31 protein-coding genes are annotated in these 25,284 nt (G+C 67.8%); 9 read left to right on the top strand and 22 right to left on the bottom strand.

Annotation, left to right across the window (positions count from 1 at the left end; translation table 11 throughout):
• The first annotated feature begins 30 nt into the window (after positions 1 to 30).
• Positions 31 to 345 (top strand): DUF2470 domain-containing protein, encoded by a 315-nt coding sequence (locus KHB019_RS10560; RefSeq protein WP_230102453.1) that lies wholly within the window; start codon positions 31 to 33, stop codon positions 343 to 345.
• A 98-nt stretch (positions 346 to 443) separates the two neighbouring features.
• On the top strand, positions 444 to 1,091 hold the full coding sequence (locus KHB019_RS10555) for a biliverdin-producing heme oxygenase (RefSeq protein ID WP_230102452.1): 648 nt from the start codon (positions 444 to 446) through the stop codon (positions 1,089 to 1,091).
• Positions 1,092 to 1,101: 10 nt separating this feature from the next.
• Here KHB019_RS10555 and KHB019_RS10550 read toward each other — a convergent pair whose 3' ends face one another.
• Positions 1,102 to 2,493: an ATP-dependent DNA helicase gene (locus KHB019_RS10550; RefSeq protein WP_325471695.1), complete on the bottom strand. Its 1,392-nt coding sequence runs from the start codon at positions 2,491 to 2,493 to the stop codon at positions 1,102 to 1,104.
• A 72-nt stretch (positions 2,494 to 2,565) separates the two neighbouring features.
• Between KHB019_RS10550 and KHB019_RS10545 the strand changes: the two genes are divergently transcribed.
• The gene (locus KHB019_RS10545; RefSeq protein ID WP_337458914.1) at positions 2,566 to 3,624 is read left to right on the top strand and encodes a hypothetical protein; all 1,059 of its coding nucleotides are present in this window, start codon (positions 2,566 to 2,568) and stop codon (positions 3,622 to 3,624) included.
• A 1-nt stretch (position 3,625) separates the two neighbouring features.
• Here the strand turns inward: KHB019_RS10545 and KHB019_RS10540 are convergent, their stop codons facing one another.
• The 4 genes from KHB019_RS10540 to KHB019_RS10525 all read right to left on the bottom strand — a co-directional run bounded on the left by KHB019_RS10540 (position 3,626) and on the right by KHB019_RS10525 (position 7,001).
• Positions 3,626 to 5,620, bottom strand: coding sequence for a cytochrome c oxidase assembly protein (locus tag KHB019_RS10540; RefSeq protein ID WP_337458913.1), 1,995 nt, complete (start codon positions 5,618 to 5,620; stop codon positions 3,626 to 3,628).
• A 92-nt stretch (positions 5,621 to 5,712) separates the two neighbouring features.
• On the bottom strand, positions 5,713 to 6,000 hold the full coding sequence (locus tag KHB019_RS10535) for an HU family DNA-binding protein (protein ID WP_017203554.1): 288 nt from the start codon (positions 5,998 to 6,000) through the stop codon (positions 5,713 to 5,715).
• A gap of 182 nt (positions 6,001 to 6,182) precedes the next feature.
• Positions 6,183 to 6,767: a TetR/AcrR family transcriptional regulator gene (locus KHB019_RS10530; RefSeq protein WP_325471692.1), complete on the bottom strand. Its 585-nt coding sequence runs from the start codon at positions 6,765 to 6,767 to the stop codon at positions 6,183 to 6,185.
• Between the two features lie 9 nt (positions 6,768 to 6,776).
• Positions 6,777 to 7,001 (bottom strand): hypothetical protein, encoded by a 225-nt coding sequence (locus KHB019_RS10525; protein ID WP_337458912.1) that lies wholly within the window; start codon positions 6,999 to 7,001, stop codon positions 6,777 to 6,779.
• A 27-nt stretch (positions 7,002 to 7,028) separates the two neighbouring features.
• On the opposite strand from KHB019_RS10525, the gene KHB019_RS10520 reads away from it, so the two are divergent.
• A complete protein-coding gene (locus KHB019_RS10520) occupies positions 7,029 to 7,616 on the top strand; it encodes an alpha/beta hydrolase (protein WP_337458911.1) in 588 nt (195 codons plus the stop codon).
• Between the two features lie 72 nt (positions 7,617 to 7,688).
• On the opposite strand, the gene rpsN is transcribed toward KHB019_RS10520, so the two are convergent.
• From rpsN to KHB019_RS10445, 15 genes are all read right to left on the bottom strand, one after another.
• Positions 7,689 to 7,994, bottom strand: a complete 306-nt coding sequence (gene rpsN, locus KHB019_RS10515; RefSeq protein WP_175987619.1) for a 30S ribosomal protein S14 — start codon at positions 7,992 to 7,994, stop codon at positions 7,689 to 7,691.
• Positions 7,995 to 7,996: 2 nt separating this feature from the next.
• Positions 7,997 to 8,167 (bottom strand): 50S ribosomal protein L33, encoded by a 171-nt coding sequence (gene rpmG / locus KHB019_RS10510; RefSeq protein ID WP_046014935.1) that lies wholly within the window; start codon positions 8,165 to 8,167, stop codon positions 7,997 to 7,999.
• Positions 8,167 to 8,403, bottom strand: a complete 237-nt coding sequence (gene rpmB / locus KHB019_RS10505; RefSeq protein ID WP_017203559.1) for a 50S ribosomal protein L28 — start codon at positions 8,401 to 8,403, stop codon at positions 8,167 to 8,169. The genes rpmG and rpmB overlap by 1 nt, the downstream gene beginning before the upstream one ends.
• 137 nt (positions 8,404 to 8,540) lie before the next feature.
• Positions 8,541 to 9,215: a DNA-3-methyladenine glycosylase gene (locus tag KHB019_RS10500; RefSeq protein ID WP_337458910.1), complete on the bottom strand. Its 675-nt coding sequence runs from the start codon at positions 9,213 to 9,215 to the stop codon at positions 8,541 to 8,543.
• Positions 9,216 to 9,230: 15 nt separating this feature from the next.
• Positions 9,231 to 10,853, bottom strand: a complete 1,623-nt coding sequence (locus KHB019_RS10495) for an Ig-like domain-containing protein (protein WP_337458909.1) — start codon at positions 10,851 to 10,853, stop codon at positions 9,231 to 9,233.
• A complete protein-coding gene (locus KHB019_RS10490; RefSeq protein WP_337458908.1) occupies positions 10,843 to 11,640 on the bottom strand; it encodes a TIGR03943 family putative permease subunit in 798 nt (265 codons plus the stop codon). Before KHB019_RS10490 ends, KHB019_RS10495 begins: the two co-directional genes overlap by 11 nt.
• Positions 11,633 to 12,673, bottom strand: a complete 1,041-nt coding sequence (locus KHB019_RS10485; protein WP_337458907.1) for a permease — start codon at positions 12,671 to 12,673, stop codon at positions 11,633 to 11,635. Before KHB019_RS10485 ends, KHB019_RS10490 begins: the two co-directional genes overlap by 8 nt.
• Positions 12,670 to 13,083 (bottom strand): Fur family transcriptional regulator, encoded by a 414-nt coding sequence (locus KHB019_RS10480; RefSeq protein ID WP_337458906.1) that lies wholly within the window; start codon positions 13,081 to 13,083, stop codon positions 12,670 to 12,672. The genes KHB019_RS10485 and KHB019_RS10480 overlap by 4 nt, the downstream gene beginning before the upstream one ends.
• 10 nt (positions 13,084 to 13,093) lie before the next feature.
• Positions 13,094 to 13,981 (bottom strand): metal ABC transporter permease, encoded by an 888-nt coding sequence (locus KHB019_RS10475; protein ID WP_443193210.1) that lies wholly within the window; start codon positions 13,979 to 13,981, stop codon positions 13,094 to 13,096.
• Positions 13,981 to 14,811 (bottom strand): metal ABC transporter ATP-binding protein, encoded by an 831-nt coding sequence (locus KHB019_RS10470; RefSeq protein WP_230102440.1) that lies wholly within the window; start codon positions 14,809 to 14,811, stop codon positions 13,981 to 13,983. The genes KHB019_RS10475 and KHB019_RS10470 overlap by 1 nt, the downstream gene beginning before the upstream one ends.
• Positions 14,808 to 15,812 (bottom strand): metal ABC transporter solute-binding protein, Zn/Mn family, encoded by a 1,005-nt coding sequence (locus KHB019_RS10465; RefSeq protein WP_230102439.1) that lies wholly within the window; start codon positions 15,810 to 15,812, stop codon positions 14,808 to 14,810. Before KHB019_RS10465 ends, KHB019_RS10470 begins: the two co-directional genes overlap by 4 nt.
• Positions 15,813 to 15,889: 77 nt before the next feature.
• Positions 15,890 to 17,224 (bottom strand): dihydrolipoamide acetyltransferase family protein, encoded by a 1,335-nt coding sequence (locus KHB019_RS10460; protein ID WP_337458904.1) that lies wholly within the window; start codon positions 17,222 to 17,224, stop codon positions 15,890 to 15,892.
• A gap of 28 nt (positions 17,225 to 17,252) precedes the next feature.
• Positions 17,253 to 18,233: an alpha-ketoacid dehydrogenase subunit beta gene (locus tag KHB019_RS10455; RefSeq protein ID WP_337458903.1), complete on the bottom strand. Its 981-nt coding sequence runs from the start codon at positions 18,231 to 18,233 to the stop codon at positions 17,253 to 17,255.
• Entirely contained in the window at positions 18,230 to 19,357 is a 1,128-nt protein-coding gene (locus KHB019_RS10450) for a thiamine pyrophosphate-dependent dehydrogenase E1 component subunit alpha (protein ID WP_337458902.1), read from the bottom strand. Before KHB019_RS10450 ends, KHB019_RS10455 begins: the two co-directional genes overlap by 4 nt.
• Before the next feature lie 84 nt (positions 19,358 to 19,441).
• Positions 19,442 to 20,512 (bottom strand): histidinol-phosphate transaminase, encoded by a 1,071-nt coding sequence (locus tag KHB019_RS10445; RefSeq protein WP_230102435.1) that lies wholly within the window; start codon positions 20,510 to 20,512, stop codon positions 19,442 to 19,444.
• A gap of 62 nt (positions 20,513 to 20,574) precedes the next feature.
• Between KHB019_RS10445 and KHB019_RS10440 the strand changes: the two genes are divergently transcribed.
• The 3 genes from KHB019_RS10440 to KHB019_RS10430 are packed head-to-tail and all read left to right on the top strand — an operon-like array spanning position 20,575 to position 21,601.
• On the top strand, positions 20,575 to 20,781 hold the full coding sequence (locus KHB019_RS10440) for a ribbon-helix-helix protein, CopG family (protein WP_230102434.1): 207 nt from the start codon (positions 20,575 to 20,577) through the stop codon (positions 20,779 to 20,781).
• Positions 20,778 to 21,140 carry a type II toxin-antitoxin system death-on-curing family toxin gene (locus tag KHB019_RS10435; protein ID WP_230102433.1) on the top strand — a complete coding sequence of 121 codons (363 nt, stop codon included), beginning with the start codon at positions 20,778 to 20,780 and terminating at the stop codon, positions 21,138 to 21,140. Before KHB019_RS10440 ends, KHB019_RS10435 begins: the two co-directional genes overlap by 4 nt.
• A gap of 59 nt (positions 21,141 to 21,199) precedes the next feature.
• On the top strand, positions 21,200 to 21,601 hold the full coding sequence (locus tag KHB019_RS10430) for a phage holin family protein (protein WP_230102432.1): 402 nt from the start codon (positions 21,200 to 21,202) through the stop codon (positions 21,599 to 21,601).
• A 21-nt stretch (positions 21,602 to 21,622) separates the two neighbouring features.
• Here KHB019_RS10430 and KHB019_RS10425 read toward each other — a convergent pair whose 3' ends face one another.
• Both KHB019_RS10425 and KHB019_RS10420 read right to left on the bottom strand, forming a co-directional pair.
• A complete protein-coding gene (locus KHB019_RS10425; RefSeq protein ID WP_337458901.1) occupies positions 21,623 to 22,927 on the bottom strand; it encodes a hypothetical protein in 1,305 nt (434 codons plus the stop codon).
• Positions 22,924 to 23,187 (bottom strand): hypothetical protein, encoded by a 264-nt coding sequence (locus tag KHB019_RS10420; RefSeq protein ID WP_230102430.1) that lies wholly within the window; start codon positions 23,185 to 23,187, stop codon positions 22,924 to 22,926. Before KHB019_RS10420 ends, KHB019_RS10425 begins: the two co-directional genes overlap by 4 nt.
• Positions 23,188 to 23,402: 215 nt before the next feature.
• Between KHB019_RS10420 and KHB019_RS10415 the strand changes: the two genes are divergently transcribed.
• Complete coding sequence (locus KHB019_RS10415) at positions 23,403 to 23,864, top strand: low molecular weight protein-tyrosine-phosphatase (protein WP_230102761.1); 462 nt, start codon at positions 23,403 to 23,405, stop codon at positions 23,862 to 23,864.
• Between the two features lie 22 nt (positions 23,865 to 23,886).
• The gene (gene purB / locus KHB019_RS10410; protein WP_230102760.1) at positions 23,887 to 25,269 is read left to right on the top strand and encodes an adenylosuccinate lyase; all 1,383 of its coding nucleotides are present in this window, start codon (positions 23,887 to 23,889) and stop codon (positions 25,267 to 25,269) included.
• Positions 25,270 to 25,284 lie beyond the last annotated feature (15 nt).

The raw sequence follows: 25,284 nt of genomic DNA, 5'->3' as shown, positions 1-25,284 counted from the left end.
CCCGCTTGCGGGAGACATACAGTAATGACCATGCCCCACATCTTCGACGCCGACGTGGTCGCGGCCATCCTCCGCCACATGAACGGCGACCACACCGATGACAACCTCCTCATCGCGCGTGCGTTCGCAACGGCATCCGATCTGCCGATCACGGATGCCGTCATGACCGATCTCGACGGGGACGGCGGCGTGTGGCAGATCACCCGCGCCGGGATCCCCGAGGAATTGCGCGTGCCGTGGCCAGGCGGATCGATCGACGAGCGCCCAGCAGTGCGCCGCGAAGTCGTCGCGCTGTACGACGCGGCTTGCGAGAAGCTCGGCATCGAACCCCGCCCACACGCCTGATCGTGGACCACCCCTGAGCGTGACCGCGCTCAGGCGCTTGAACCGAGCCCGGAAATCCGCGGTTCCGGTTAAGGTTAGGTTGCCCTTACACTGGTGCCATGGCTGAACTCATCTCCTTCTCCGCGGCCCTGCGCGAGCGCTCCTCCAGCTCACACTCCCGCAGCGAGCACGCCGGGTTCATGGCCGATCTGCTGAAGGGCGAGGGCTCGCGCGAGGACTACATCGCGCTCGTCTCGCAGCACTACTTCATCTACGAGGCGCTCGAATCCGCGGGCGAGCGGATGCGCCGCGACCCGGTGGCATCCGTGTTCATCAGCGACAAGCTGACGAGGCTGCCCGCGCTCGAAGCCGACCTCGAGTTCCTTCTCGGCGACTCCTGGCGCGAGATCATCCGTCCGCTGCCGACGACCGAGCGCTACGTCGCCCGGATCAACGAGGTCGGCGCCACCTGGGCGGGCGGCTTCGTCGCCCACCACTACACCCGCTACCTCGGCGACTTATCTGGCGGCATCTTCATCGGCCGTGTGATGCAGCGCCGCTTCGGCTTCGAGACGAACGGCGTCGGCTTCTACCTGTTCGACGACATCGCCGACCCGAATGCGTTCAAGGACGTGTACCGCGAGCAGCTGGATGCCGCGCCCTGGGATGAGGCCGAGCGCGAGCGCGTGATCGACGAGGTGCTTCTGGCGTACCGGTTCAACACCGAGCTGTTCGAAGACCTCGACCGGGCGCGCGTCGCCGCCTGACTCGCGGCTTTCAGGACCCGGCAACTTCGGGCGTCGAGCCCTGCCGCGCCTCCCATGCCTCGCGCATGAACCGGCGCACGTCCTGATCGACCCGGATGTCGCTCGGCCGCAGCGGTCGTGACAGGTACAGGCCGTCGAGCGAGGTGAGGCGGGACAGCGCGACGTACGTCTGGCCCGGCGCGAACGCCCCGCCACCGAGGTCGATGATCGCGCGGTCGTACGTCTTGCCCTGCGACTTGTGAATCGTCACGGCCCAAGCGAGCCGCAGCGGGAACTGCATGAACTCGGCGATCACGTCGCGGCTCAGGGTCTTCGAGTTCGAGTCGTACGAGTATCGGAACCTCTCCCAGACCGCAGGCTCCACATCGACGTCCTCGCCGTCGATCTCGACTCGCACCGAGCCGCCGAGGATGCGCTTGACGGTGCCGATCGTGCCGTTCACCCATCGCGGCGGTTCGCCCGTCATCGACACGTCGTTGCGGAGGAACATCACCTGCGCGCCGACCTTGAGCTTCAGCTCGGCATCCGCCGGGTAGTTGCCGTCCCCGCGTCCGAAGTCGCCGTTGATCTCGGCACGCGCTGTCTGCTCCTTGCCGGCGAGCGCGGCCAGGTGCCGGCGGTTGATGTTGTTGACGATGTCGTTGCGCGTGGCGAGCGTGATCATCGGGATCTCGCCCGGCTCCGGGTCAGGGGGCGTCCTGGTCCCCTGCGTGTTGAGCACCTCGGCGATCTCTGCGGTCACCCGTCCGTAGCGCACGGCGTTCAGCATGGCTTTGAACCCGTCGTCGGACTGCCGATGGATCTGCACGAGCTCGCGCACGTGCAGGGGCGCTCCGTGCCTGCCGAGATCGATCAGGCCGTCTGCCTCGCCCATGGTCGCGCCGGCCCACACCTTGGCGTCGAAGAACCAGAACGAGCGGTAGTGGTCCTGCACGTAGCGCAGCTCGTCGCCGCGCGGTGGCACAGGGGCGAGCTGGTACGGGTCGCCGAACATGACGACCTGGACGCCGCCGAACGGCTCGGCGCGACGGCCTCGTGCCTGACGCAGAGCCCGGTCCATGCCGTCCATGAGATCGGCGTTGACCATCGACACCTCGTCGATCACGAGGGTGTCTATGGCGTTCAGGATGCGACGGGTGGCGTCGTTCTGCTCGATCTCGCTCTCGGCGATGAGTCCGATCGGCAGCCGGAACAGCGAGTGGATCGTCTGGCCCTCGACGTTCAGCGCCGCGACACCGGTGGGGGCGCAGATCGCGATCTGCTTCTGCGTGTTCCAGGCGAAGTACTGCAGCAGCGTCGACTTGCCCGTGCCGGCGCGGCCGGTGATGAACACGTGCTCTCTGGTGTCCTCGATGAGCCGGAACAGCTCCTGCTGCTCGTCGGAGAGGGCGGGGAAAGACACGACTCTCATCGTACGTCGCTCACCGTCACACGCTCGGCACTGTCACAGGCCCGTCCTTCTAGACTTGGCGCCATGGATCAGCCCTCGACGACGCCCGCGCGCCGTCGATTGTGGTTCGATCTCACCGCTCTCGCCGTGGTCGGAGTGCTGCTGCTCGCCGCTCTCGGCGCCGGCGCCCTGGTGCTGTACAAGCAGTTCTACGGCCCATCGGCGTTCGTCACGCGTTACATCGACCTGCTCGCCACCGGCCACGCCGCCGATGCGCTGCACATCCCTGGGGTCTCGATCGACAGGGAGGTCCTCGAGCGTTCGGGCATCGACCCAGCAGCATCCGAGGCGATGCTGCGAAAGGCCGCTCTCGCACCGCTCAGCGACGTCGAGGTCGTCGGCGAGAAGACGGACGACGGCGTCACCTCGGTGACGGTCGAGTACGTCGCCGGCGGCCACGCCGGATCGTCGACGTTCCAGGTCGAGCAGGACGGCTGGGCGGGCGTCACCCCGAACTGGCGATTCACGCAGTCTCCGCTCGCCGCCGTCGCACTCACCGTGCTCGGCGCCGACCACTTCGCCGTCAACGGCTTCGAAGTCGACCGCAACCAGGTCTCGGCGGCGGGTGCAGATGCTGCGCCGACAGATCCGGTGCCGCTGCTCGTGTTCACACCGGGGCTGTACTCGGTCACCGTCGACACCGCGATCGCGACGTCGCCGGGCATGAGCTTCCTCGCCGACTCCCCGCTCACTCAGACCCCCGTCGAGCTGCAGACCGAGCCGACGGACGAGTTCGTCGGGGTCGTTCAGGACCGGGTCGAGGAGTTCCTCGACGAGTGCACGACGCAGGAGGTGCTGCAGCCCACCGCGTGCCCGTTCGGCCTCGAGGTGCAGAACCGCATCGTCGCGCCGCCGGTGTGGTCGATCACGACGCAGCCGACCGTGACCGTCGAGCCGGATGGCGGACACTGGATGATCCCGCCCGCGGATGCCGTGGCGCACATCGAGGTCGACATCCGATCGCTGTACGACGGATCGGTCGAGCACGTCTCCGAGGATGTGCCGTTCCGGGTGGACGGCACGATCACGATTCTGTCGGACGGCTCGGCATCGATCCGCGTCGGCAATCCGGGCGGCAGCTGAGTCAGCGGGCCGCTTCGCGCTCGTCCTTCGCGGCGAGCGCCGCGAGCTTCGCGTTGTACTCCTCGAGCTCGGCATCACCCGTGCGATCGGCGTTCCGGTCCGTACGACGCTGCACCTTGGTGTCGTCACGGCTCCACTGGATCGCCACGGTGATCGCGAGGATCAGTGTGGGGATCTCTCCCACCGACCAGGCGATGCCGCCGCCGATGTACTGATCCTCCATGGGGGTGGGTCCCCAGGTGCGCCCCATCGCGCCGAACCACTCGGCGACCATGAGCCCCTCCTGCATCATGATCGCCATGCCGAAGAAGGCGTGCATCGCCATGACGGCGATCAGCGTGATCAGGCGGCCGGGGTACGGCAGCCGATACGGCACCGGGTCGACGCCGACGAGGCTCATGACGAACAGGTAGCCGGAGATCAGGAAGTGGATGATCATCCACTCGTGGCCGAGGTGCTCGTACATCGCCCACCGGACCAGATCGGTGAAGTAGAAGCCCCAGAGCGAGCCGACGAAGATCCCCGCCGCCACGAACGGGTGCGTCACGACGCGGGAGAACGGCGAATGCACGGCCCACAGGATCCATTCGCGTCCGCCGCGGGTCCCGTCATCCCTCTTGTGGATGCTGCGCAGAGCCAGCGTGATCGGTGCGCCGGACACCAGCAGCAGCGGGATCGCCATCGACAGCACCATGTGGCCCATCATGTGGACACTGAAGAGGTACTCCTGGTACAGGTTCAGCGGTCCGCAGGTCACCCAGAACAGCAGAGCCAGGCCCAGCATCCAGAACACGGTGCGGTGGATCGGCCAGCGATCGCCCCGCCGATGCAGGCGCCACACGCCCGCGATGTAGAAGAACACGCCGAGAGCGGCGGCCAGCGCCCACAGGATGTCGAAGTCCCACGCTGTGAACCATCTGTCGAGTGTGAGCTCGGGCGGCAGCGGTGAGGTGGTGAGGATCTCGGCCGGCGTCTGGCGGACCGCGGCCGTGTCGCCTGTGGGCGGGGGCGTGCGCGCGAGGGCCGCGGCGGCACCGGATGCCAGGCCCATGAGCGCGACCTCACCGAGCACGAGCATCCAGAACCAGCGCGACGCGCGTTCGCCGTCCATACGTGGAATCAGCCGAGTGCGGTACCAGGCCCCGAGCAGGCCCATCCCGCACAGCAGAACCGCCTTGGCGATGATGATGAGGCCGTACGGCGACCAGAGTGCGTCCCAGCTGCCGAGGCCGACCGTCGAGCGCACGACACCCGAGACGGCCACGACGAAGAACGCGACGATCGCGAGGCTCGAGTAGCGGCTCACGAGATCCTTCGCATCGACGCCCTTCGCGAGACGCAGGACGACGAGGAGCATGAGCCCGCCGAGCCAGACGGCAGCGCCGATGGTGTGCAGCAGGATCGAGTTCACGGCGATGACGTGGCCGGACAGTTCGCCGGAGTGCCCCTGCTGCGCCATCGGGACCAGCGCTGCGAGCGCGATGACCGCGGTGATCAGCGTCGGGGTCCAGGTGCGCCAGGCGAACGCGAGGATCGTGACGAGCGCGCCCATGATGGTCGTGATGAGCCAGGCCTGGCCGAGCGGGAGGGCGAGCAGGAATCGGCCGAGCTGCTCGCCGAACTGCTGCTCCAGGCTGATCTGAGGGTTGAACGCGGCGAGGAACGTCAGGAATCCGGTGGCAGCGGAGGAGACGGTGAAGACGGCTGCGCCGATGGATGCCGTGTCCATCGCCGTCTCGAACGGCTTCTCCCCCGCGCGCAGCGCGAACAGGGCGAGCACCATCGGACCGATCATGAGCGCCGCGCTGAGATTGTTCACCGTCCGGGCGATCGGGAGGCTCCAGCGGATGACAACACCGGGGTCGCCCACGAGGAGCGGGGCGGCTCCTCCGCCGAGGATGAGTGCGACAACGAGCGCGAGCGCGGTGCTCACGCTGAGGATCAGGATGCCGGCGCCGCGGTACGACGAGACGGAGACGGCACCGGGAGAACTCATTCCTCAAGCCTAAGCTCGCGCGGGTGTCCTTGCCGCCGCGGAGACCACGAAGGCCGCCCCGATCGGGACGGCCTTCGTGGATGGAAGCAGTCTTACTTGACGGCAGCCTTGAGCTTGGAGCCGGCGGTCACCTTGACGCGCTTGCCGGCCGGGATCTTGATCTCGGCGCCGGTCTGCGGGTTGCGGCCGGTGCGGGCAGCGGTGTCGACCTGCTCGAACGAGATCCAGCCCGGGATCGAGACCTTGCTGCCCTTGGCAACAGCGTCGGACACCGTCGCGAAGAGCGAGTCGAGGACGCCCGAGACGGTGGCCTGGCTCTGGCCGGTGGCGGAAGCGATGCTCGCGACGAGCTCGGTCTTGGTGATGGACTTGTCAGCCATGTCATCCTCCAGCGACGATGTCACGTCGCATTGTCGTTTTAGTCGGAGCGGGTGCTCCTGGTCGATCGACCGCCTCGAATGTATCAACCGAGACCCGTATTTCCGCGTCATTTCGCGGGTTTTGGGCTTTTCTCAGGCGTGTCGCACCACTTCAGTCACTCCAGTCACACGATTTCGGGTCCTCAACCCGCCCGATGAGCCTCGATCACGGCGAGGGCGGTGCGCTCGAAGGCGGGGGTCACGCGGCCCTCTCCGTCCAGATACCCGCCGACGAGGGCCGCATCGCGCAGCAGGACGAGGGACGCTGCGACCTCCTCGGGCCTCTCGAGGCCGGCTGAGTCGGCAACCGTCTGCAGTGTCGCGCGGAACCACTCCCGGTGTTGATCGATGAGACGACGCACCTCGCCGTTCGCGTCGGGATACTCGGCCGCCGCGTTGATGAACGGGCAACCGCGGGTGTGGCGATCACGGATGTCGGCGGCGATGCCGTTGATCACTGCATCGAGCAGTGCGTCGGGGTCGGCGACACCCTGCCCGGCGGCGGCGAACAGCGCGCGGAGGCTCTCGTCCTCGTGCCCGAGGTAGGCGAGGACGAGGTTCTCCTTGCCGCCGAACTGCTTGTAGAGAGTGGCGCGGGTGACCCCGGCCTCCTCGATGACGCGGTCCACGCCGACGGTGTGGATGCCCTCCTCGTAGAAGAGACGGGTCGCGGCGGTGATCAGCCGCTCGCGGGCGGGACTGGGGCGCTTCGTCGTGGTGTTCATCATGGTCCTCTCTCATCGTGGCATCCGGATCGCCGGCATCCCGACAACCGATTCATGATCGTCGGGAATAGAACGTGATAGATAGAACGTTCGGTCTACTATCAGGATTCCTGACCAGGGACCGACACCGAGAGAATCGTCCCCGGTTGGCCCGGCATCGATGATCGGAGCGTCGCGGACATCCGCCGTGATCCGTCCGCCCTGAAGGGCATCGGCCTGAAGCAGATCGTCGACCATTACGAGCGCATCATCCGCACTCTCCCTGTGAAGCCGATCATCATGGGTCACTCCTTCGGCGGCGTCATCACCCAGATGCTTGCCGACCGCGGCCTCGGCGTCGCCTACGTCGGCGTCGCCCCCGGGCAGACCGCCGGCATCTCCACGCTCCCGCTCCCGACGCTCTGGACCGGCACCCCGATCCTGTCGAATCCCTTCGGCCGCAACGGCGCCAAGCCCCTGTCCAAGCGCCACTTCCACTTCACCTTCGGAAACGATCTGACCCGCGGCGAGTCCGACCTCCTCTGGGAGCAGTACGCCGTCAACTCGTACAACCGGGTGTTCTTCGAGGGCGTCGCGTCCGCATTCAACGAGAAGGGCGGCGTCACCCACGTCGACTACGCGCGCGACGACCGCGCTCCGCTCCTGATCATCACGGGCGAGATCGACCACGTCGTGCCGCCTGCGATCGGTCGTGCGATCGTCAAGAAGTACCGTTCCACCGAGAGCGACGCGGTCATCGAGTACAAGGAGTACTCCGGGCGCACGCACCGGCTGGTCAGCCAGGACGGCTGGGAGCAGATCGCCGATGACGCGCTCGCCTGGGCCGTGGCGCACTCCGCACCCGTTGCGTGAACCACGCCTCCCGACAACGCGAAAGGGGCGAGGATCCGAAGATCCTCGCCCCTTTCGGTGATGAAGCGGTTCTTACCAGCTGGACTTGGTCACACCGGGCAGCTCGCCGCGGTGGGCCATGTCGCGGAAGCGCACACGCGAGATGCCGAACTTCGTCAGCATTCCGCGGGGGCGCCCGTCGATGGCGTCACGCGAACGCACGCGAACCGGCGACGCGTTGCGCGGCAGCTTCTGCAGGCCGACGCGAGCGGCCTCGCGGGCCTCGTCGGTTGCGTTCGGGTCGACCAGGGTCTTCTTCAGCTCGGCACGACGCTCCGCGTAGCGGGCGACGATGACCTTGCGCTGCTCGTTGCGAGCGATCTTGCTCTTCTTCGCCATGTTTAGCGCTCCTCGCGGAATTCGACGTGCTTGCGGACCACCGGGTCGTACTTCTTCAGCACGAGACGGTCGGGGGTGTTACGACGGTTCTTCTTGGTCACGTAGGTGTAACCGGTGCCTGCCGTCGAACGCAGCTTGATGATGGGACGTACGTCCTGAGCCTTCTTGGCCATTAGAGCTTCACACCCTTCGCCTGGAGGTCCTTGACCACGTTCTCGATGCCCCGGACGTCGATCACCTTGATGCCCTTGGCGGACACGTTGAGCGTGATCTTACGACCGAGCGACGGAACGAAATAGGTCTTCTTCTGCACGTTCGGGTCGAAGCGGCGCTTCGTCCGGCGGTGCGAGTGCGAGACGTTGTGACCGAAGCCGGGAACAGCTCCAGTCACCTGGCACACTGCTGCCATGTGATTACTCCTTCATTACCGTGAGACCGGACGGCCTCACCCAAGATCCCTTGTCTGCGCGCCGTCCTTCGACAGGCTCAGGAGCCTGCGGGGGAACAGCACACGAACTGCGCACAGGAGTGTGCACAGACAAGGAGTCAGTCTAGCATGGCCTGCGCGTCGGCTGCGCCTCGGCCCCACCGGAACGGCGAGACCGTCGGATCGCCCTCGATCCAGAATCGCCAGGGGAAGGCATCCGTCCCGGCGATGCCGGCGACACCCACGCGCGGACCAGACGCGACGTCGACCACCTCCGACCCCCACCACAGCTCGGCCCGCGCCCCGTGCAGCGGTGTACCGGTGACGAAGTCGATGCCGTCATGAACGGGATGCCGCAGGCCAGAGACCTGTCCGAGCCGCCCAGGCCCTCGAGCGAGATCGCGTCCGGATCTCCCCGCCTTGCTCGACGAACCGGTACGGGATGCCGCGGCATCCGCCCCGAACGTCACGGAACCCGCACGCAGCAGCACACCGCCCGCCGTGCCCTGCGGACCGCACACGACGTTCACGCACGAGTGGATGCCGTGACTGAGGTACACGTACAGGTGCCCCGGCTCACCCCACATGGTCTCGTTGCGGGCCGTGCGCCCCATGCGCGCGTGCGAGCCGGGATCAGGCACGTCTCCGGTGCCCTGACCGTGGTACGCCTCGACCTCGGTGATGCGCAGACGCACTTCGAGGTCATCCACCACAGTGCGCAGTTCGGCACCGAGCAGCCTCGGGGCCACCTCGAGCGGCAATTCCTCGAGTTCGGGCCTTGTGGCGCGACGCATTCCTCGAGGCCCCGCTCAGAAGGCCGGCGCCATCTGGCACCACGACACGTCGAACCCGGTGAGGGCGACCAGTTCATCGCCGCTGCGGAGATCGATCAGGTGAGTCTCGAGAGTCGTCGGCAGCGGCACGAGCATGTCGTCGTACGCGTTGTCCACGAGGTTCGGGGCGACGGTCACCGCCGCGTACTGACCACTCGGCGAGGCGCAGGCCTGCAGGATCGCACTGCCTGACGGCACATCGATCAGCGACTCCGCAGCGCCGTCGTCGTCCACGCGTATTATCGACTGGCCGATCGGCAGGCCGGTGTCGTCGCGCGTGACTATGTGGCGCAGCGTGCCTCCGGGGAACGGAGTGATCGTGGTCGCCGGGCCGAAGTCCGGGTCGGATGCGGCGAGCGGAGTCTCGGACCCGTCAGCCAGATTCAGCTCGACGATGCTCTGGTCGATGCGCTCGACGATCGCCGTGTAGGTTCCCCGCGAGACGCCGAGGAGCTTGGCCGCGAGCCCCAGGTTCTGCGCCCCTGCGTCACCGGAGCGGTCGTCGAGCGACAGGGCTCCGGCGAAGTCGATGAAGAGAACGGCGGCCGAGTCGGGGACGAACTGCCATTCGGCGATGCTCGCCTCGTCGCCGCCGACCTCGACGACGTGCGGCTCGCCCTCGCCGCTCAGCAGCTGGGTCACCAGAACGCTGGCGCGGCCGCTGTCCTCGCTGATCTTGCGATCGGAGTAGATGTATCCGACCAGACCACCCCGGTCGGACACCTGCACCGAGCTCACATACCCGTCGCCGGGGAGTGTCAGCTCGTGCACGTTCTCGCCCTTGTGGTCCATCACGAGCACACGGGAGCCGTCGTCGTCCTCGACAGCGACGACGAGCGACGTCGAGGTCGAGCGGTAGTCGTTGATGCGCGGATGCGTGAAGACGGGCACGGCGTTCTCACCGGTCAGGTCGGTGCTGAAGATCCTGTCGTCATCGTCTGAGCGGTTGAGCAGGAACACCTCGGATGCCGGTGTCGTGAAGGTCGTCTGCAGATCGGATGCCGGCCCCCCGCCGCTGCCGGTGGCGCCGGCGACCTTCACGGTGTAGTCGGTGGCGTCATCGAGCGGCACGGTGAAGCGGATGCCGATGCTCCGACCTGCGGCGTCGACCGTGAACGGCACGGCAGGGTCGACCGTGACCTGGGACTCGTCGATCGCCTGAAGCGACTGGTTCGCGGTGAGGATGACGCGGCTGCCGGAGACCTGGATCGCCTCGGCCGGATCGACCTGCACCTGGCTGATGCGCGGCCCCTGGAGGAGGCTGATGACCCCGAGCCCGCCCGCGACGACGACCAGTACGCCGACGACGGCGAGGATCGTGTAGAGGAAGCGGCGGTTGCGTGGGGAGGCTCCTGCGGAGGATTCCCCCTGTGCGGGATCCTTCTGCTGCGGGTCGTTGAGCGAAGGCTGCGCAGCAGCCGAAGACGAAACGGGCTGAGCGACTGAAGGGAGTCGAAGCCCCACCTCCTCCGGCGCAACAGGAACGGGCGGCACCGTCTCTGCAGAGGCACGCTCAGCGGCCTCGCGCTCAGCGGCCTCGCGAGCGGCGCGGGCCTCGGCGCGCGTCTGCGGACGGCCGGCGGGGTCGTCAGTACTCATACGGGTCCCCGGGCTCGTCGATCGCGACGACGGAGGTGGGGAGCACACGCAGAGAACCGTCGGCGTCCGCCTTCACGGTTCCGGTCACCTCGATCCACTGACCCGTCTTCACGAGATCAGGGCCGTACTCCCCGGCATCCATCGTCACGGGCACGGCCGCCGGCTGGGCGTCGATCACGCAGTGCGTGATGATCATGCGGGTCAGGTTCACGGCATCCGCCTGACCGGGAGTGACGAAGCCGACCAGCGTGACCGGCGAGCCGTCGTAGGCCTCGGGGCGCGAGGCGGTCGCGAACACGCTCGACCACTCGCCGATGCCGAAGGTGGTGGTATCGGCGACGCCGAGCGTCGGGGTGTCAGCGCCGGCGAACAGGGGGCCGGTGGCGTCCGCTCTCGACATCGCCAACTCGACGGACAGAGAAGCCGGCGGCAGCACGAGCGCTGCGGCGACCACACCGGTCGCCACCACGCCCGCCGAGACGGTGCCGACCAGGGTGAGCGTGCGACGGCGGGGTGCCGCGTCATCCGCTTCGTCGTCGACGATCCCGTGATCGTGCCCGTGATCCGATTCGGCACCGAGGGGCAGCACGAACGACCAGATCGCTCCGGCGATGACGACCACGGCGCCGGCGCAGGCGAACCAGATGGACTCGGGGGCGATGTACAGGGTGAGCTGGCCGGTGACGGCGAGTCCGAGAGTGACGACCGAGATGACGGCGGCGAGCCCCACACCGAGCCATCGGGTGCCGACAGCGGACCAGCGCGAGACGGGGTGCGACTCAGCCAAAGACGTTCACCCCGATTCCGATCGCGAACGCGCTCACCAGCACCACGGCGACGATCCCGACGAGGGTGCGGGCGGTGAACGTGGTGCGCAGCAGCGCGAGCATCTTGATGTCGACGAGCGGGCCGACCAGCAGGAACGCGATCAGCGCCCCCGACGAGAAGGTCGACGCGAACGACAGCGCGAAGAAGGCATCGACGTTCGAGCAGATGGCGACCGTCATCGCCAGTGCCATCATCGCAACGATCGAGAGCACAGGGTTCGAGCCGATCGCGAGGAGCATGTCGCGCGGCACGAGCACCTGCACGGCTCCGGCGAGCGCCGAGCCGATCACGAGCGCCGGCATGACGGCACGCAGCTCGATGAGGAACTGCGTGAGGCTGCGCCGCGTTGGCGTGCCGTGCTCGTGGGCGACCCGCTCGCACGTCGCCGTGAACTGGCGGGTGAGCATGGCGTCGGGGTCGGGGTGGCGGCTGTAGATCCAGCCGATCAGGTTGGCGATCAGGTAGCCGCCGATGAGTCGGGCGATGAGGATGCCGCCGTCGAAGCCGAACGCGGCGTGGGTCGTGATGATCACGATCGGGTTCACGATGGGCGCAGCGATCAGGAAGGTCATCGCCTCGGCCGGTGCGAGTCCGCGCATCATGAGGCCGCGGGCGAACGGTACGTTGCCGCATTCGCAGACCGGGATCAGCATCCCGAGCAGCGACAGCACGGCTCGCCTCGCCCAGCCGGCGCGCGGCAGCCAGCGGTGGATGAGATCCGGCGGCAGCCACACCTGCACGACGATCGACAGCACGACGCCGAGCACCACGAACGGCAGCGCCTCGATGAGGACGCTGAGCGCGAGGGTCAGGCCGTCCTGCGCGCGCGTGGGCAGGGTGTCCTGGAACAGGGCAGGGGCGAACCGGTCGATCAGGAACAGCGCGGCGATGATCACCACGCCGATGGCGACGCCGACCCACGGCGAGCGCCTCGGTCGCTCTTGCGGAGCACGAGCCGTTCGCGGTGCCCGCGTCGGCGCGTTGGTGCTCACGCCGCCCCTTCAGCGTCCGCGCGCTTGTTGGCGCACGGCGTGCACAGCCCGAAGATGTCGACCACGTGCTCTGCCTCGCTGAACCCGTGCAGGGCCGCAGTGCGCTGGGCCCACGCCTCGACGTCCTTGGCCTCGATCTCGACGGTGAGACCGCACGAGCGGCAGATCAGGTGGTGATGATGCCCCTCGGTCGAGCAGGCGCGGTAGAGCGCTTCGCCCTCCGGGCTCTGGAGCGAGTCCGCGTCTCCGGACGCAGCGAGGCCCGACAGCGCTCGGTACACGGTGGCGAGGCCGATGCCCGTGTTCTCCTCGCGGAGGGTGGCGTGCAGGCTCTGCGCGCTCACGAAACCGCGCGCATCAGCGAGTGCTTCGCGCACGCGCTCGCGCTGCCAGGTGTTCCGCTGAGCCATGCCCTTGATTCTAGGCGGGAAGCGTTGTGCTCGGCCTGGGAGCAGCCGTGCGACGGATGCGTCCGCGGATGCGCTGGGCGACCCAGCATCCGACGTAGATCAGGAACGAGATCGTCGTGATGTACGGGCTCACCGGCAGAGTGCCTGCGAGAGCGAGCAGGATGCCGCCGACAGCGGAGACGAAACCGAACAGCGCTGCCAGCAGGGGCACCGCGAGGGGGCCAGCGGTCAGTCGCATCGCGGCGGCGGCCGGCGTGACGAGCAGCGCCATCACCAGGAGTGCGCCGATGATGTGGACGCTGACCGCGACGATGAGGCCGAGCAGGACCATGAACGCCAGGCTCACGAAGCGGGTCGGGATGCCACGGGCGGATGCCGCGACCTGGTCGAGCGAGTCGAAACGGAGCGGGTTCCACATCAGCAGCAGGCCGACGAGCACGGCCGCGCTGATGCCGATCAGCCAGCCGAGATCGGGGCTCGAGACCGAGACGATCTGCCCGGTGAGCAGGCTGAAGCGGTTGGCGCTGCGTCCGTCGTAGAGCGACAGGAACAGGATGCCGAGGCCGAGGCCGAAAGGCATGAGAACGCCGACGATCGAGTTGCGGTCGCGTGCCTTCGAGCCGAGGACGCCGATCAGGATGGCGGCGATCAGCGCTCCCCCGAGCGACCCGGCGACCACGCTGCCGCCGAACAGCAGCGCTGCCGCGGCCCCCGCGAAGGATAGCTCGCTGACCCCGTGCACCGCGAAGGCGAGGTCGCGCTGCATGACGAAGACGCCGATGAGTCCGCCGACGATGCCGAGCACGGCACCGGCGATGATCGAGTTCGCGAGCAGGGCGACCAGGTCGCCGTAGTCCTGGAAGGAGAAGATGTCGCTCCAGTCGAACAGCGGCACCATCATGCGTCGTCCTCATCGTGGTCGTGTTCGTGATGCGGCTGGGCGTCCGGCGCTCCGACGACGACGAGCCGGTCACCCGCGCGCAGCACGAACACCGGAGTCCCGTACAGGTCGGTGAGCACACGGCTCTGCAGCACCTCATCTGGAGTGCCGAGCACGAAGCGTCCCCCGGCGATGTACAGGATGCGGTCGACGCGACCGAGGATGGGATTGATGTCGTGCGTGACGAACAGCACGGCGGCATCCCGTTCGCGCCGCTGCCTGTCGATGATCTCGGTCACGCCGACCTGGTTGGCGAGGTCGAGGTTCGACAGCGGCTCGTCGCACAGCAGCAGCGTGGGCTCGTCGGCGAGCGCCTGGCCGACCCGGAGACGCTGCTGTTCGCCACCGGACAGCAGGCCCACACGGCGGTCCGCGAAGTGCGCGGCGCCGACACCCTCGAGCAGTGCGTCGACGCGGGCACGATCGCCGCGGCGAGGGATCGGCAGGCCGAAGCGCGTGCCGTTGACCCCGAGGGCGACGACGTCGCGGGCCCGCATGCTGGTGTCGGGCGGCAACGGTCGCTGCTGGGGGATGTAGCCGATGCGCGGATTGCCGCGCTGGACGGGCTGGCCGGCGACCCGGATGCTGCCGGCGCTCAACGGCTGCAGACCGAGGATCGCCCGCATCAGCGTCGTCTTGCCAGAGCCGGATGGACCGAGCACGGCGATGAACTCGCCGGGCTCGACGGTCAGGTCAAGACCCGACCACAGCTCGCTGTCACCGCGCCGGAGGGCGGCTCCGGCGATCTCGAGGACGGGTTCCGCTTCGCGTGCGACCTCCGCACTCACGAACGGAGTGCGTCGGCGAGGCTCTGGATCGCGTCGTGCATCCACTCAGAGTACGACGATCCGTCTTCGAGCAGCTCGCTGAAAGCGACGACGGGGATGCCGGCATCCTTCGCCGCCTGCTCGACCCGCTCGGTCTCGGAGCCTCCGGTCTGCGCGTTGGTGAGCACGACCTTCACGTCGCCGCTCTCGATGACGTCGAGCGCGTCGAGCAGCGTGGCGGGCGCCACGTCGCTGCCCTCCTCGACGGACTCCGCGAATCCCTCGGGGGTGAGGTCGGTGAGGCCGGCCGCGGCGGCGATGTAGCCGGGCAGCGGCTCGGTCATGAAGACACCCGCGCCGTTCGCCTCGGTCTTGATCGTCTCGAGCTGGGCTTCGGCGTCTTCGATGTCGGCGATGATGTTCTCGGCGTTGGCGGTGAACGCGTCGGCGCCGTCGGGGTCGAGCTCTGACAGCTCCTCGGCCAGACCCTCCACGACGTGAGTCATCGTGTGCGGGTCGAACCAGACGTGCTCGTTGAATCCCTCGATGTGATCGTGACCTTCGTGACCCTCTTCATCAGCGTGGTCGTGGCCCTCCTCGTCGGCCGCGTGGTCGTGAGCGTCGGCATCCTCGCCTGCGTCTTCGCCGTCGTGGCCCGCGTTGCCCGGGTAGTCGTGCGAGAACTCGGCCGCCGTGAAGACGTGCGCGTCGGATCCATCGAGGAGCGTGTCGATGAAGGCGTCGTATCCGCCGCCGTTCTCGACGACGAGGTCGGCGTCCTGCATGGCGAGGCGATCGCGGGCGGTGGCCTCGTAGGAGTGGGGGTCCTGGGTCGCCGAGTCGATGATCGTCGTCACATCGACGCGATCACCGCCGATCTGCTTCACGAGCGAGCCGTAGATGTTCGTGCTCGCGGTGACGTGGATCAGTCCGTCGTCGGCGCCTTCGCCGCCCGCTGTGGAGCATCCCGCGAGGACGAGGGCGGATGCGGTCAGGAGCGCGGCGGCGTGGAGCTTGTGCATACTCCGATGCTACACGCTAATGATAACCATTCTCACCACGAGATGACTCTCGTGGGCGGGAGACGCTACGCGGGCCCTCAGTCGACGAGCAGGGCGGGCTCCTCGAGGATCGCGGCGACGTCCGCGATGAAGCGGCTCATGCCGTCGCCGTCCACGACGCGGTGATCGAACGAGCCGGCGACGGTCGTCACGTACCGAGGGCGGACCTCGCCGTCGACGACCCAGGGCTTCTGGCTGATCGTTCCCATGGCGAGGATGCCCGCTTCACCGGGGTTGATGATCGGGGTTCCGGCATCCATGCCGAACACGCCGATGTTGGTGATCGTGAACGTGCCGCCCTGCTGGTCGGCCGGCGGCGTCTTGCCGTCACGGGCCGTGAGGGTGAGACGGTTGAGCGCGCGGGCGAGGTCCTTCATGCTGAGCTCCTGCGCGTCCTTGATGTTCGGGACGAGCAGGCCGCGCGGCGTCGCCGCGGCGATGCCCAGGTTCACGTAGTGCCGGACTGCGATCTCGGCGCCGTCGTCGGTCTCGACCCAGGCTGCGTTGACCATCGGGTTCCGGCGAATGGCCCAGATCACGGCGCGGGCCACGATCAGCAGGGGAGAGACCTTGATGTCGGCGTAGTCCGGCGACGACTTCAGGCGCTTGACGAGCTCCATGGTCCGCGTCGCGTCGACTTCCTTCCACACCGTCACGTGCGGCGCGGTGTAGGCGCTGCGCACCATGCCGGCAGCAGTGACCTTGCGAACGCCCTTGACGGGGATCGACTCGGTGCGCTCCGCATCGACCCCGGGCCGACCGGGCTCCGAGCCGCGTGACAGGCCGACGGGCGCGATCGACGCCGGCACGGTCTCCTCGCGGACATCGCCCCACTCCGGCGTCTCGATGTTGCGGAACACGCTGGCCTGCGCCGCATGCGCCACCACGTCGTCGCGAGTGACCTCGCCGTCCGCGCCGGTGGGGGTGACAGCGGACAGGTCGACGCCCAGGTCACGGGCGAGCTTGCGGATGGGGGGCTTCGCGATCACGCCGACCGATGAGCGCACGGGCCGGACGGCGGGGCGGCTCCTGCGAGAGGTCGCGCCGGCGCCGGTGCCGTACCCGACCAGAACCGATCCTCCGGTCTCCTCGCCTGCCGGCGCGGGGTTCGGCGGAGTCGTTCCGGGCGCGGCATCCGAGACGAAGCTGATGATGGGCGACCCCACCTCGACCGTCGTCCCCTCGCCGACGAGCAGCTCGCCGACGATCCCCGCGTACGGCGACGGGAGCTCGACGAGCGATTTGGCGGTCTCGATCTCGACGAGCACATCGTTGATGGCGACCGAGTCGCCGGGGGCGACCTTCCACGCCACGATCTCGGCTTCGGTCAGGCCCTCGCCGACATCGGGGAGGTTGAAGTTCTGCGTGCTCATACGTGTTGCCCTTCGATCGGACGGAATTTCAGTAGGCCATCGAGCGGTCGACGGCTTCGAGGATGCGATCGGCATCCGGCAGGAACGTGCCCTCGAGCTTGGCCGGAGGGAACGGGGAGTCATAGGCCGACACCCGCAGCACCGGCGCCTCGAGTGCGTAGAACGCGCGCTCCATCACCGTCGCGGCGATCTCGCTGCCGACGCTGGCATGGCCGGACGCCTCCTGCGCGTAGACCATGCGCCCGGTCTTGCGCACCGAGTCGAGGATCGGCCCATAGTCGACCGGCGACAGCGATCGCACGTCGACCACCTCGCAGCTCGTGCCCTCGCCCTCGGCGATCGCGGCGGCCTGCAGCAGCGTCGTCACCATCGCCCCGTGTCCGACCAGCGTGATGTCCGTGCCGGTGCGCACGACGCGCGACGAGTGCAGCGGCACAGCCGACTGCTCGAGGTCGACCTCGCCCTTCTGCCAGTACCGGCTCTTCGGCTCCATGAAGATCACCGGGTCGTTCGACGCGATCGCCTCCTGGATCATCCAGTACGCGTCGTTCGGGGTCGACGGCGACACGACACGCAGACCCGGCGTGTGGGCGAAGTACGCCTCCGGGCTCTCCTGGTGGTGCTCGACGGCGCCGATGTGCCCGCCGTATGGGATGCGGATCACGATCGGCATCGTCACAGCACCCTCGTGGCGGTTGGTGAGCTTCGCCAGCTGCGTGGTGATCTGGTCGAACGCGGGGAAGACGAATCCGTCGAACTGGATCTCGATCACCGGTCGGAACCCGGCCATCGCCAGTCCGATCGCCGTGCCGACGATGCCCGACTCCGCGAGCGGAGTGTCGAGCACGCGCTTCTCGCCGAAGTCGCGCTGCAGGTGCTCGGTGATGCGGAACACGCCGCCGAGCTTGCCGATGTCCTCGCCCATCATGAGAACGCGCGGGTCGTCCTCCATGGCTTTGCGCAGGCCGGCGTTGAGCGCCTTGGCGAACGGCAGCGTCTCGAGACTCATGCCTGACCTCCTTCGAACGACGCTTCGTACTGCTCGCGCCATGCGCGCTGCTCGTCCATCAGCGGATGCGGCTCGCTGTAGACATGATCGAAGATCTTCGACGCGGGCGGCGGCCCGAGTTCGAGGGTGCGCGTGCGCAGGTCGTCCGCAGCGGCGGCGCCTTCGGCATCCGCCTCGTCGAAGAACGATCCCGCGGCGCCCTTGCCCTCGAGGAAGGCGCGCATGCGGGCGATCGGGTCGCGCTGCTGCCAGGACTGCTCCTCGTCGCTGGTGCGGTACTTCGTCGGGTCATCGCTGGTGGTGTGCGCGCCGAGACGGTAGGTCTCGGCTTCGATCGCGCGCGGCCCGTTGCCTGCGCGCGCCTCGTCGAGCGCGATCCGAGACACGGCGTAGCTGGCGAGCACGTCGTTGCCGTCGACACGGACGCTCGGGATGCCGTATCCGCTGCTGCGCTGCGCGAACGGCACCCGCGTCTGCGTCGACACCGGAACCGAGATCGCCCACTGGTTGTTCTGCAGGAAGAAGACGGTCGGCGCCTGGTAACTCGCGGCGAAGACCATCGCCTCGTGCACGTCGCCCTGGCTGGATGCCCCGTCGCCGTAGTAGACCATGACGGCCTCGTCGCGCTCGGGGTCGCCGGTGCCCGAGCGGCCGTCGAAGGCGAGGCCCATGGCGTATCCGGTGGCGTGCAGAGTCTGCGAACCGAGCACGAGCGTGTACAGGCGCGTGTTCCCGTTGACGGGATCCGTCGGATCCCAGCCGCCGTGCGAGACGCCGCGCATCAGCTTGATGATGCCGAGCGTGTCGACGCCCCGGATGCGGGTCACGGCGTGCTCGCGGTAGGACGGGAACAGCGTGTCCTGCGCGCGGGCGGCTCTGGCGGATCCGACCTGAGCCGCTTCCTGACCCCGACTCGGCGGCCAGAGGGCGAGCTGCCCCTGCCGCTGCAGGTTGGTCGCCTGGTTGTCGATGGCTCGGATGACGACCATGTCGCGGTAGAACTGCTCGAGCTCCGTGTCGCTTATCGCCTCGATCAGCGGCAGGTACTGCTCGGCGGCTGCGTTCGGCGCGTATCGGCCGTCCGCCTCCAGGACGCGTACGAATTGGGTCTCTGACGAGGTCACCGTTCCACGCTATAGGCCTGCGCATGCCCCGTCACGCATAGCTAGGACACCCTTGCAAGTGCCCGGAATGCGGAGGATGACGGCTCAGGAGTGCACGTCGGCGGCGACCCGGAGCACCTTCTCGATCGATTCCTGCTCGCCGACGGAGATGCGGATGCCGTCGCCCGAGAAGGGCCGGACCACGATGTCAGCGCCGCGGAAGGCCTCCGCGATCTCGTCGGTGCGCTCACCGGTGGGCAGCCAGACGAAGTTCGACTGCGTGTCGGGCACGTCCCAACCCTGGCTGCGCAGACCGTCGGCGAGTGCTGTACGCCGTTCGACGATCACGGCGACGCGTTCGAGGAGTTCGGCCTCGGCATCCAGGCTCGCGATCGCCGCGGTCTCGGCGGCAGAGGTGACCGACAGCGGGATGCCGGTCGCGCGGGCTGCATTGAGCACCTGGACGTGCCCGATCGCGTACCCGACACGGAGCCCGGCGAGGCCGTACGCCTTGGAGAAGGTACGCAGCACGACGATGTTCGGGTGCGTCTCGAAGACACGTTCACCCAGCCCGTCGACGGCATCCGCGGCTGTCACGAATTCGGCGTAGGCCTCATCGAGGATGATGAGCACGTCGGACGGGATGCGGTCGACGAACGCCGCGAACTCGGCGCTCGTGACGATCGGGCCTGTGGGGTTGTTCGGGGTGCAGACGATGATGGCGCGCGTGCGGTCGGTGACGGCATCCGCCATCGCGTCGAGGTCATGACGGCCGCCCTCTGCGAGCGGAACCTGCACGGCGGTCGCGCCGGCGACGAGCACGAGACCCGGGTACGCCTCGAAGGAGCGCCAGGCGTAGATGACCTCGTCGCCGACGGATGCCGCGGCCTGAACGAGCTGGTACAGGATCGCGACGCTGCCGCTGGCGACGTGCACGTTGTCGACGCCGACTCCGTAGCGAGCGCCGAGGCGTTCGCGCAGACGGGTCGCCGACGCGTCCGGATACCGGTTGATCGGGGTCGTGCCCTGCAGCGCCTCGAGGACCGAGGGCAGCGGGTCGAAAGGGTTCTCGTTGCTGGACAGCTTGAAAGCGTCCGGACCCGCCTGCTTGCCCTGCCGGTACGGCGCGAGCGCGGCGATCTCGGGGCGGATTCGGGGCAGGATCGGCTCGGTCACGAGTTCGAGTCTACGAGCGCGCAGCCCTGTCGCAGCAGATGCCGTGGTGGTACCATATTGGTATGGCGATGAACGTGCGGCTTCCCGAAGATCTCGATGCCCGACTCGAGGCGATCGCTCGTGCGCGACACACGTCCAAGCACGCCGTGCTCATCGAAGCCGCAGAACGATTCGTCAGCAGTGAATCCAAGACATCGCGTGTACTCGATCTCGTCGACGAGATCGGCGAGCGGTACGCCGACACGATCAAGCGGCTCGAAGACGCGTGATCGAATACATCGACCCGGAGCAGGCGCTGGCGGTCGTCGAGAAACTCGGACTGCAAGTTCGCGATCAGGGACTGTTGTTCTCCGCTTTGTCGCGACCGTCGGCGAGCATGTTCGGGGTCGATGCCTACCCCGACATTCCTCTGAAGGCGGCGGCCCTGATCAGCTCCCTTGCCCAGAACCATCCGCTGTTCGACGGCAACAAGCGGCTCTCGCTCTACCTGACGTTCGCGTTCATCCGGATCAATGGGTTCGACATCACATTCACAAACGATGAAGCGTTCGATCTCGTTCTCGCCGTCGCTCAGAGCCGCCTCGATCTCGAGGAGATCGCCGACGCCTTCCGCGCGCACATCCGCTGAGTCGAACTGTCGCAGATTCCGCGACAGTTCGCGCGTGATCATGCGAGACTGAACCCACCATGCGCTTCCTCATCAGAGTCGTCATCAACGCGTTCGCCATCTGGGTGGTGACGCTCATCCCCGCCCTCGAGGTGCAGGTCAAGCCCTTCGCGCCCGGCGAGACGCTGCAGCTCGTGCTGACGCTGTTGGCCATCGCGGCGATCTTCGCCCTGGTGAACACGATCATCGGCACGGTGCTGAAGATCGTCGCCTTCCCGCTGTACATCCTCACGCTCGGCCTGATCGGGCTCGTGATCAACGGGTTCCTGCTCTGGCTGACCGCCTGGATCACGTCCGGCTTCGGCTGGGGACTCACGGTCGGGTCGTTCTGGTGGGGCGTGCTCGCGGCCATCATCATCTCGATCATCAACGCCGTGTTCGGCGCCATCCTGCGCCCGCAGAAGCGTCAGCGCCGCGACTGAGCGGTCGCCGAAGGACGAGCGTCACTCGCGCTTCGCGACGTACTCGGTCGATTCGATGGACACCGCATCGGTGAGTTCGGCGGCCTTGGCTCGCCAGGCCTCGAGCCGGACGTCGCCGGAGTCATCGAGCATTTCGGCGGTCTCGATGTAGCTCTCCATCATGTGCGGGTGCAACCACAAGTCGTGCACGCTGTACGCGGGATCACCGACCCGCGTAGCGACGATGCTGTCGGGTGACCCTGTTCCGCCCGGCAGACCGCCCCCTGCCAGCCCGTTCACGAGGTCATCGGTGTGCCGCAGCGCGATGAGCAGTTGATCGTCGTCCAACGTGGGATGAAGGGGGCTCCCGGCCGTCACCTGAACCGTCACGTCGAACTCGCTGCCCGACGCGAGATACGCAGCGTTCATCGCCCCCTGGGAGTGGGCATAGATCTGGAGCTCATCCCCCGGCCGCGCGCCGGCCGCGTCGAGCGCCTCGACGGTCGCAGCGTATGACGCTGCTTCCTGCCCGGTGTACAGGTCGAGATTCGACTGCATGTCGAACGGCTCCGTCGGGTCGATGACGCTGCTCGGTTGGGTTCCCCGCGAGTACAGGACGAAGCGGCTGCTCCCGTCCGACATCGTGTACTTCTCCACCTTCAGTTGCGCTCCTGGCGATTCGGGGAAGCGTCTCAGTGCTTCTGCGATGCTCGATGGCGGCCCGATCGGCGCGCTCGTTCGGACGGGCGTGATCGAGACGGGCCCGGCGCTCCCGCTCAGCGTCGCGTTCGGGGCGAGCCGACCGAGACCTGCGCCGCCGAGTGCCGCAACGGCCGCGAAGATCCCTCCTCCGGCCGGAGTGCCCACCGGAGCGCCGAGGAGCTGAACGAGGTCGAACTGCTGGTCGAGACCCTCGTATCGCCCGTTCTCCCACCCCGCGATCAGCCACTTCTCCATCTCGAGTACGCGCGGGTCGGCTGCCACGAGCTCGTCGATCCGATCGGACAGCACTCCTGGCACCGCCTTCCCCTGGATCTCCAGCGCATCCAGCTCGGCCCTGCGTTCGACGAGTTCGTACACGTCGGCCATGAGCCGCGTGTTCTCCCCCGCCATCCGGCACTCCTCGTGCAGCGCCTCCGCCCTGTCCGCGCTCCCCCAGAGCGCCACGGTGTCGACGCTCATGGATGCCGTCGGCAGGGCGACCAGGCTCCCGTGCGCCCGCCGGACAGCGGACGCGGCATCCACGAATCTCGGCGCCAGCGCGGTCAGCGCATCCGCCACCGCACGGAGCGCGTCCGGGTCGACGGCGATCGCGCCGCCGTGGGTCACCTCGAGGTCGTCGCTCATGAGATCGCCATGCTCTCGATCTCCCAGAGCCGTCCGCTGAGCTCGCCGATCTCGGCGGCGGTCCGCCCTCGCGCCTCGACGATGAGCGCGTGCAAGGCCATCGCACCCTTGGCGTGCCACTGGCTCGCTTCGATCAGCGGCATCAAGGCCGACCCGGCGTCCTCGAGCTCGGCGATCGCATCGCGGACGGCGCGTTGCGCGGAGTACCAGGACCACAGGGCATCCGAGGACCATGCTTCGGCGACGATGAAGTTCAGCATGCCGCCAGCATCCTCCGGCACGCGCAAGGGTGCTGACGCCGAATCCACGAGCCGTGCACAGGTTCGGACCACTCAGCCCTGTGGAGAACAAGAGATGTGCAGAACAGAAGCCGAGGATGTACGACACAGGCCGAGGGCGGCAGAATGGATGCGTGTCCCCGACAGACCCCTTCCGCGTCATCTTCGTGTGCACGGGGAACATCTGTCGTTCACCGATGGCCGAGGCGGTCTTCCGCGACCTCGCCGAGCATCAGGGACTGGGCCCGCTGATCATCTCGAGCAGCGCCGGCACCGGCGAGTGGCACGTCGGCGAACGCGCGGACGAGCGCACGTTGGAGGCGCTCGAGCGTCGCGGGTACGACGGTGCGAGACATCGCGCCAGGCAGTTCACCGCGGCATCCTTCTTCGAGAACGACCTCGTCGTCGCGCTCGACCGCACGCATGAGCGCATCCTGAAGCAGTGGGCACCGGATGAGGATCAGGAGGGCAAGGTCACGCTGCTCCTCGCCTACGATCGCGACGCCGACGGGCTGGACGTCCCCGACCCCTACTACGCGGACACCGCGATGTTCGACGCCGTGCTGGCTATGATTGAGACCGCGACCCGAGGCCTGTTCCGGCAGCTCGAACCCGCTCTGCGTCAGAGCCGCATGCCCCGCACGACGCCCCGCATCTGAGGGCCCGATCAGGAGGACTCCCCTGACTTCTGCGACTTCCTTCCCCGTCCAGCCGCTGAGCCCCCTCGATGGCCGCTACCGCCCCGCCGTCTCGGCGCTCGGCGACTACCTCTCCGAGGCGGGGCTGAACCGTGCCCGCGTCGAGGTCGAGGTCGAGTGGCTGATCGCGCTCACCGACCGGTCACTGTTCGAGACCTCGCCCCTGTCGGAAGCCGACAAGGAGCGTCTGCGCGGCCTCTACCGCGACTTCGGCCAGGCCGAGATCGACTGGCTGGCCGAGAAGGAAGCCGTCACGCGTCACGATGTGAAAGCCGTCGAGTACCTCGTGCGCGACCGCTTGTCCGCGCTGGGGCTCGATTCGATCGCCGAGCTCACCCACTTCGCGTGCACCAGTGAAGACGTCAACTCGGTCTCGTACGCGCTGACCGTCAAGCGCGCCGTCGAGAACGTCTGGCTGCCGGCCCTGGACGCCGTGATCGCGAAACTGCGCGAGCTCGGCGTGGAGCACGCGGATGCCGCGATGCTCTCCCGCACGCACGGCCAGCCCGCGACCCCCTCGACCATGGGCAAGGAGCTCGCGGTGTTCGCATGGCGTCTGGAGCGCGTGCGCGCCCAGATCGCGGCGTCCGACTACCTGGCGAAGTTCTCCGGCGCGACCGGCACGTGGTCGGCGCACCTCGCGGCCGACCCGGAGGCCGACTGGCCGAAGATCGCCCGTGAGTACGTCGAGGGGCTGGGGCTGGGCTTCAACGTGCTCACGACCCAGATCGAGTCGCACGACTGGCAGGTCGAGCTCTACGACCGGATGCGTCACGCCGGGGGCATCCTGCACAACCTCGCCACTGACATCTGGACCTACATCTCGATCGGCTACTTCACGCAGATCCCGATCGCGGGCGCCACCGGCTCGTCGACGATGCCGCACAAGATCAACCCGATCCGGTTCGAGAACGCCGAGGCGAACCTCGAGCTGTCCGCGGCTCTCCTCGGCTCGCTGTCGCAGACGCTGGTCACCTCGCGCATGCAGCGCGACCTCACCGACTCCACGACGCAGCGCAACATCGGTGTCGCGTTCGGGCACTCGATGCTCGCGCTCGACAACCTGCGCCGCGGTCTCGGCGAGATCTCTCTCGCGCGCGAGGTTCTGCTCGATGACCTCGACCACAACTGGGAGGTTCTCGGCGAGGCCATCCAGACCGTCATCCGCGCCGAGGTCGTCGCCGGTCGCTCGACGATCAGCGATCCGTACGCCCTGCTGAAGGAGCTCACCCGCGGTCACCGCGTGGGCGCTGCGGAGCTGGCGGAGTTCGTCGAAGGCCTCGAGATCGGGGATGCCGCGAAGCAGCGCCTGCTCGCCCTCACCCCCGCGACCTACACGGGTCACGCCGAGCGCCTCGCGAAGTAGTCTCGGCCGTCACGA

The organism is Microbacterium sp. KHB019, from assembly GCF_037285405.1.
Lineage (GTDB): Bacteria > Actinomycetota > Actinomycetes > Actinomycetales > Microbacteriaceae > Microbacterium.
Note: the sequence above shows the minus strand (reverse complement) of the source record. Positions and strands in the feature narration are given on the sequence as shown.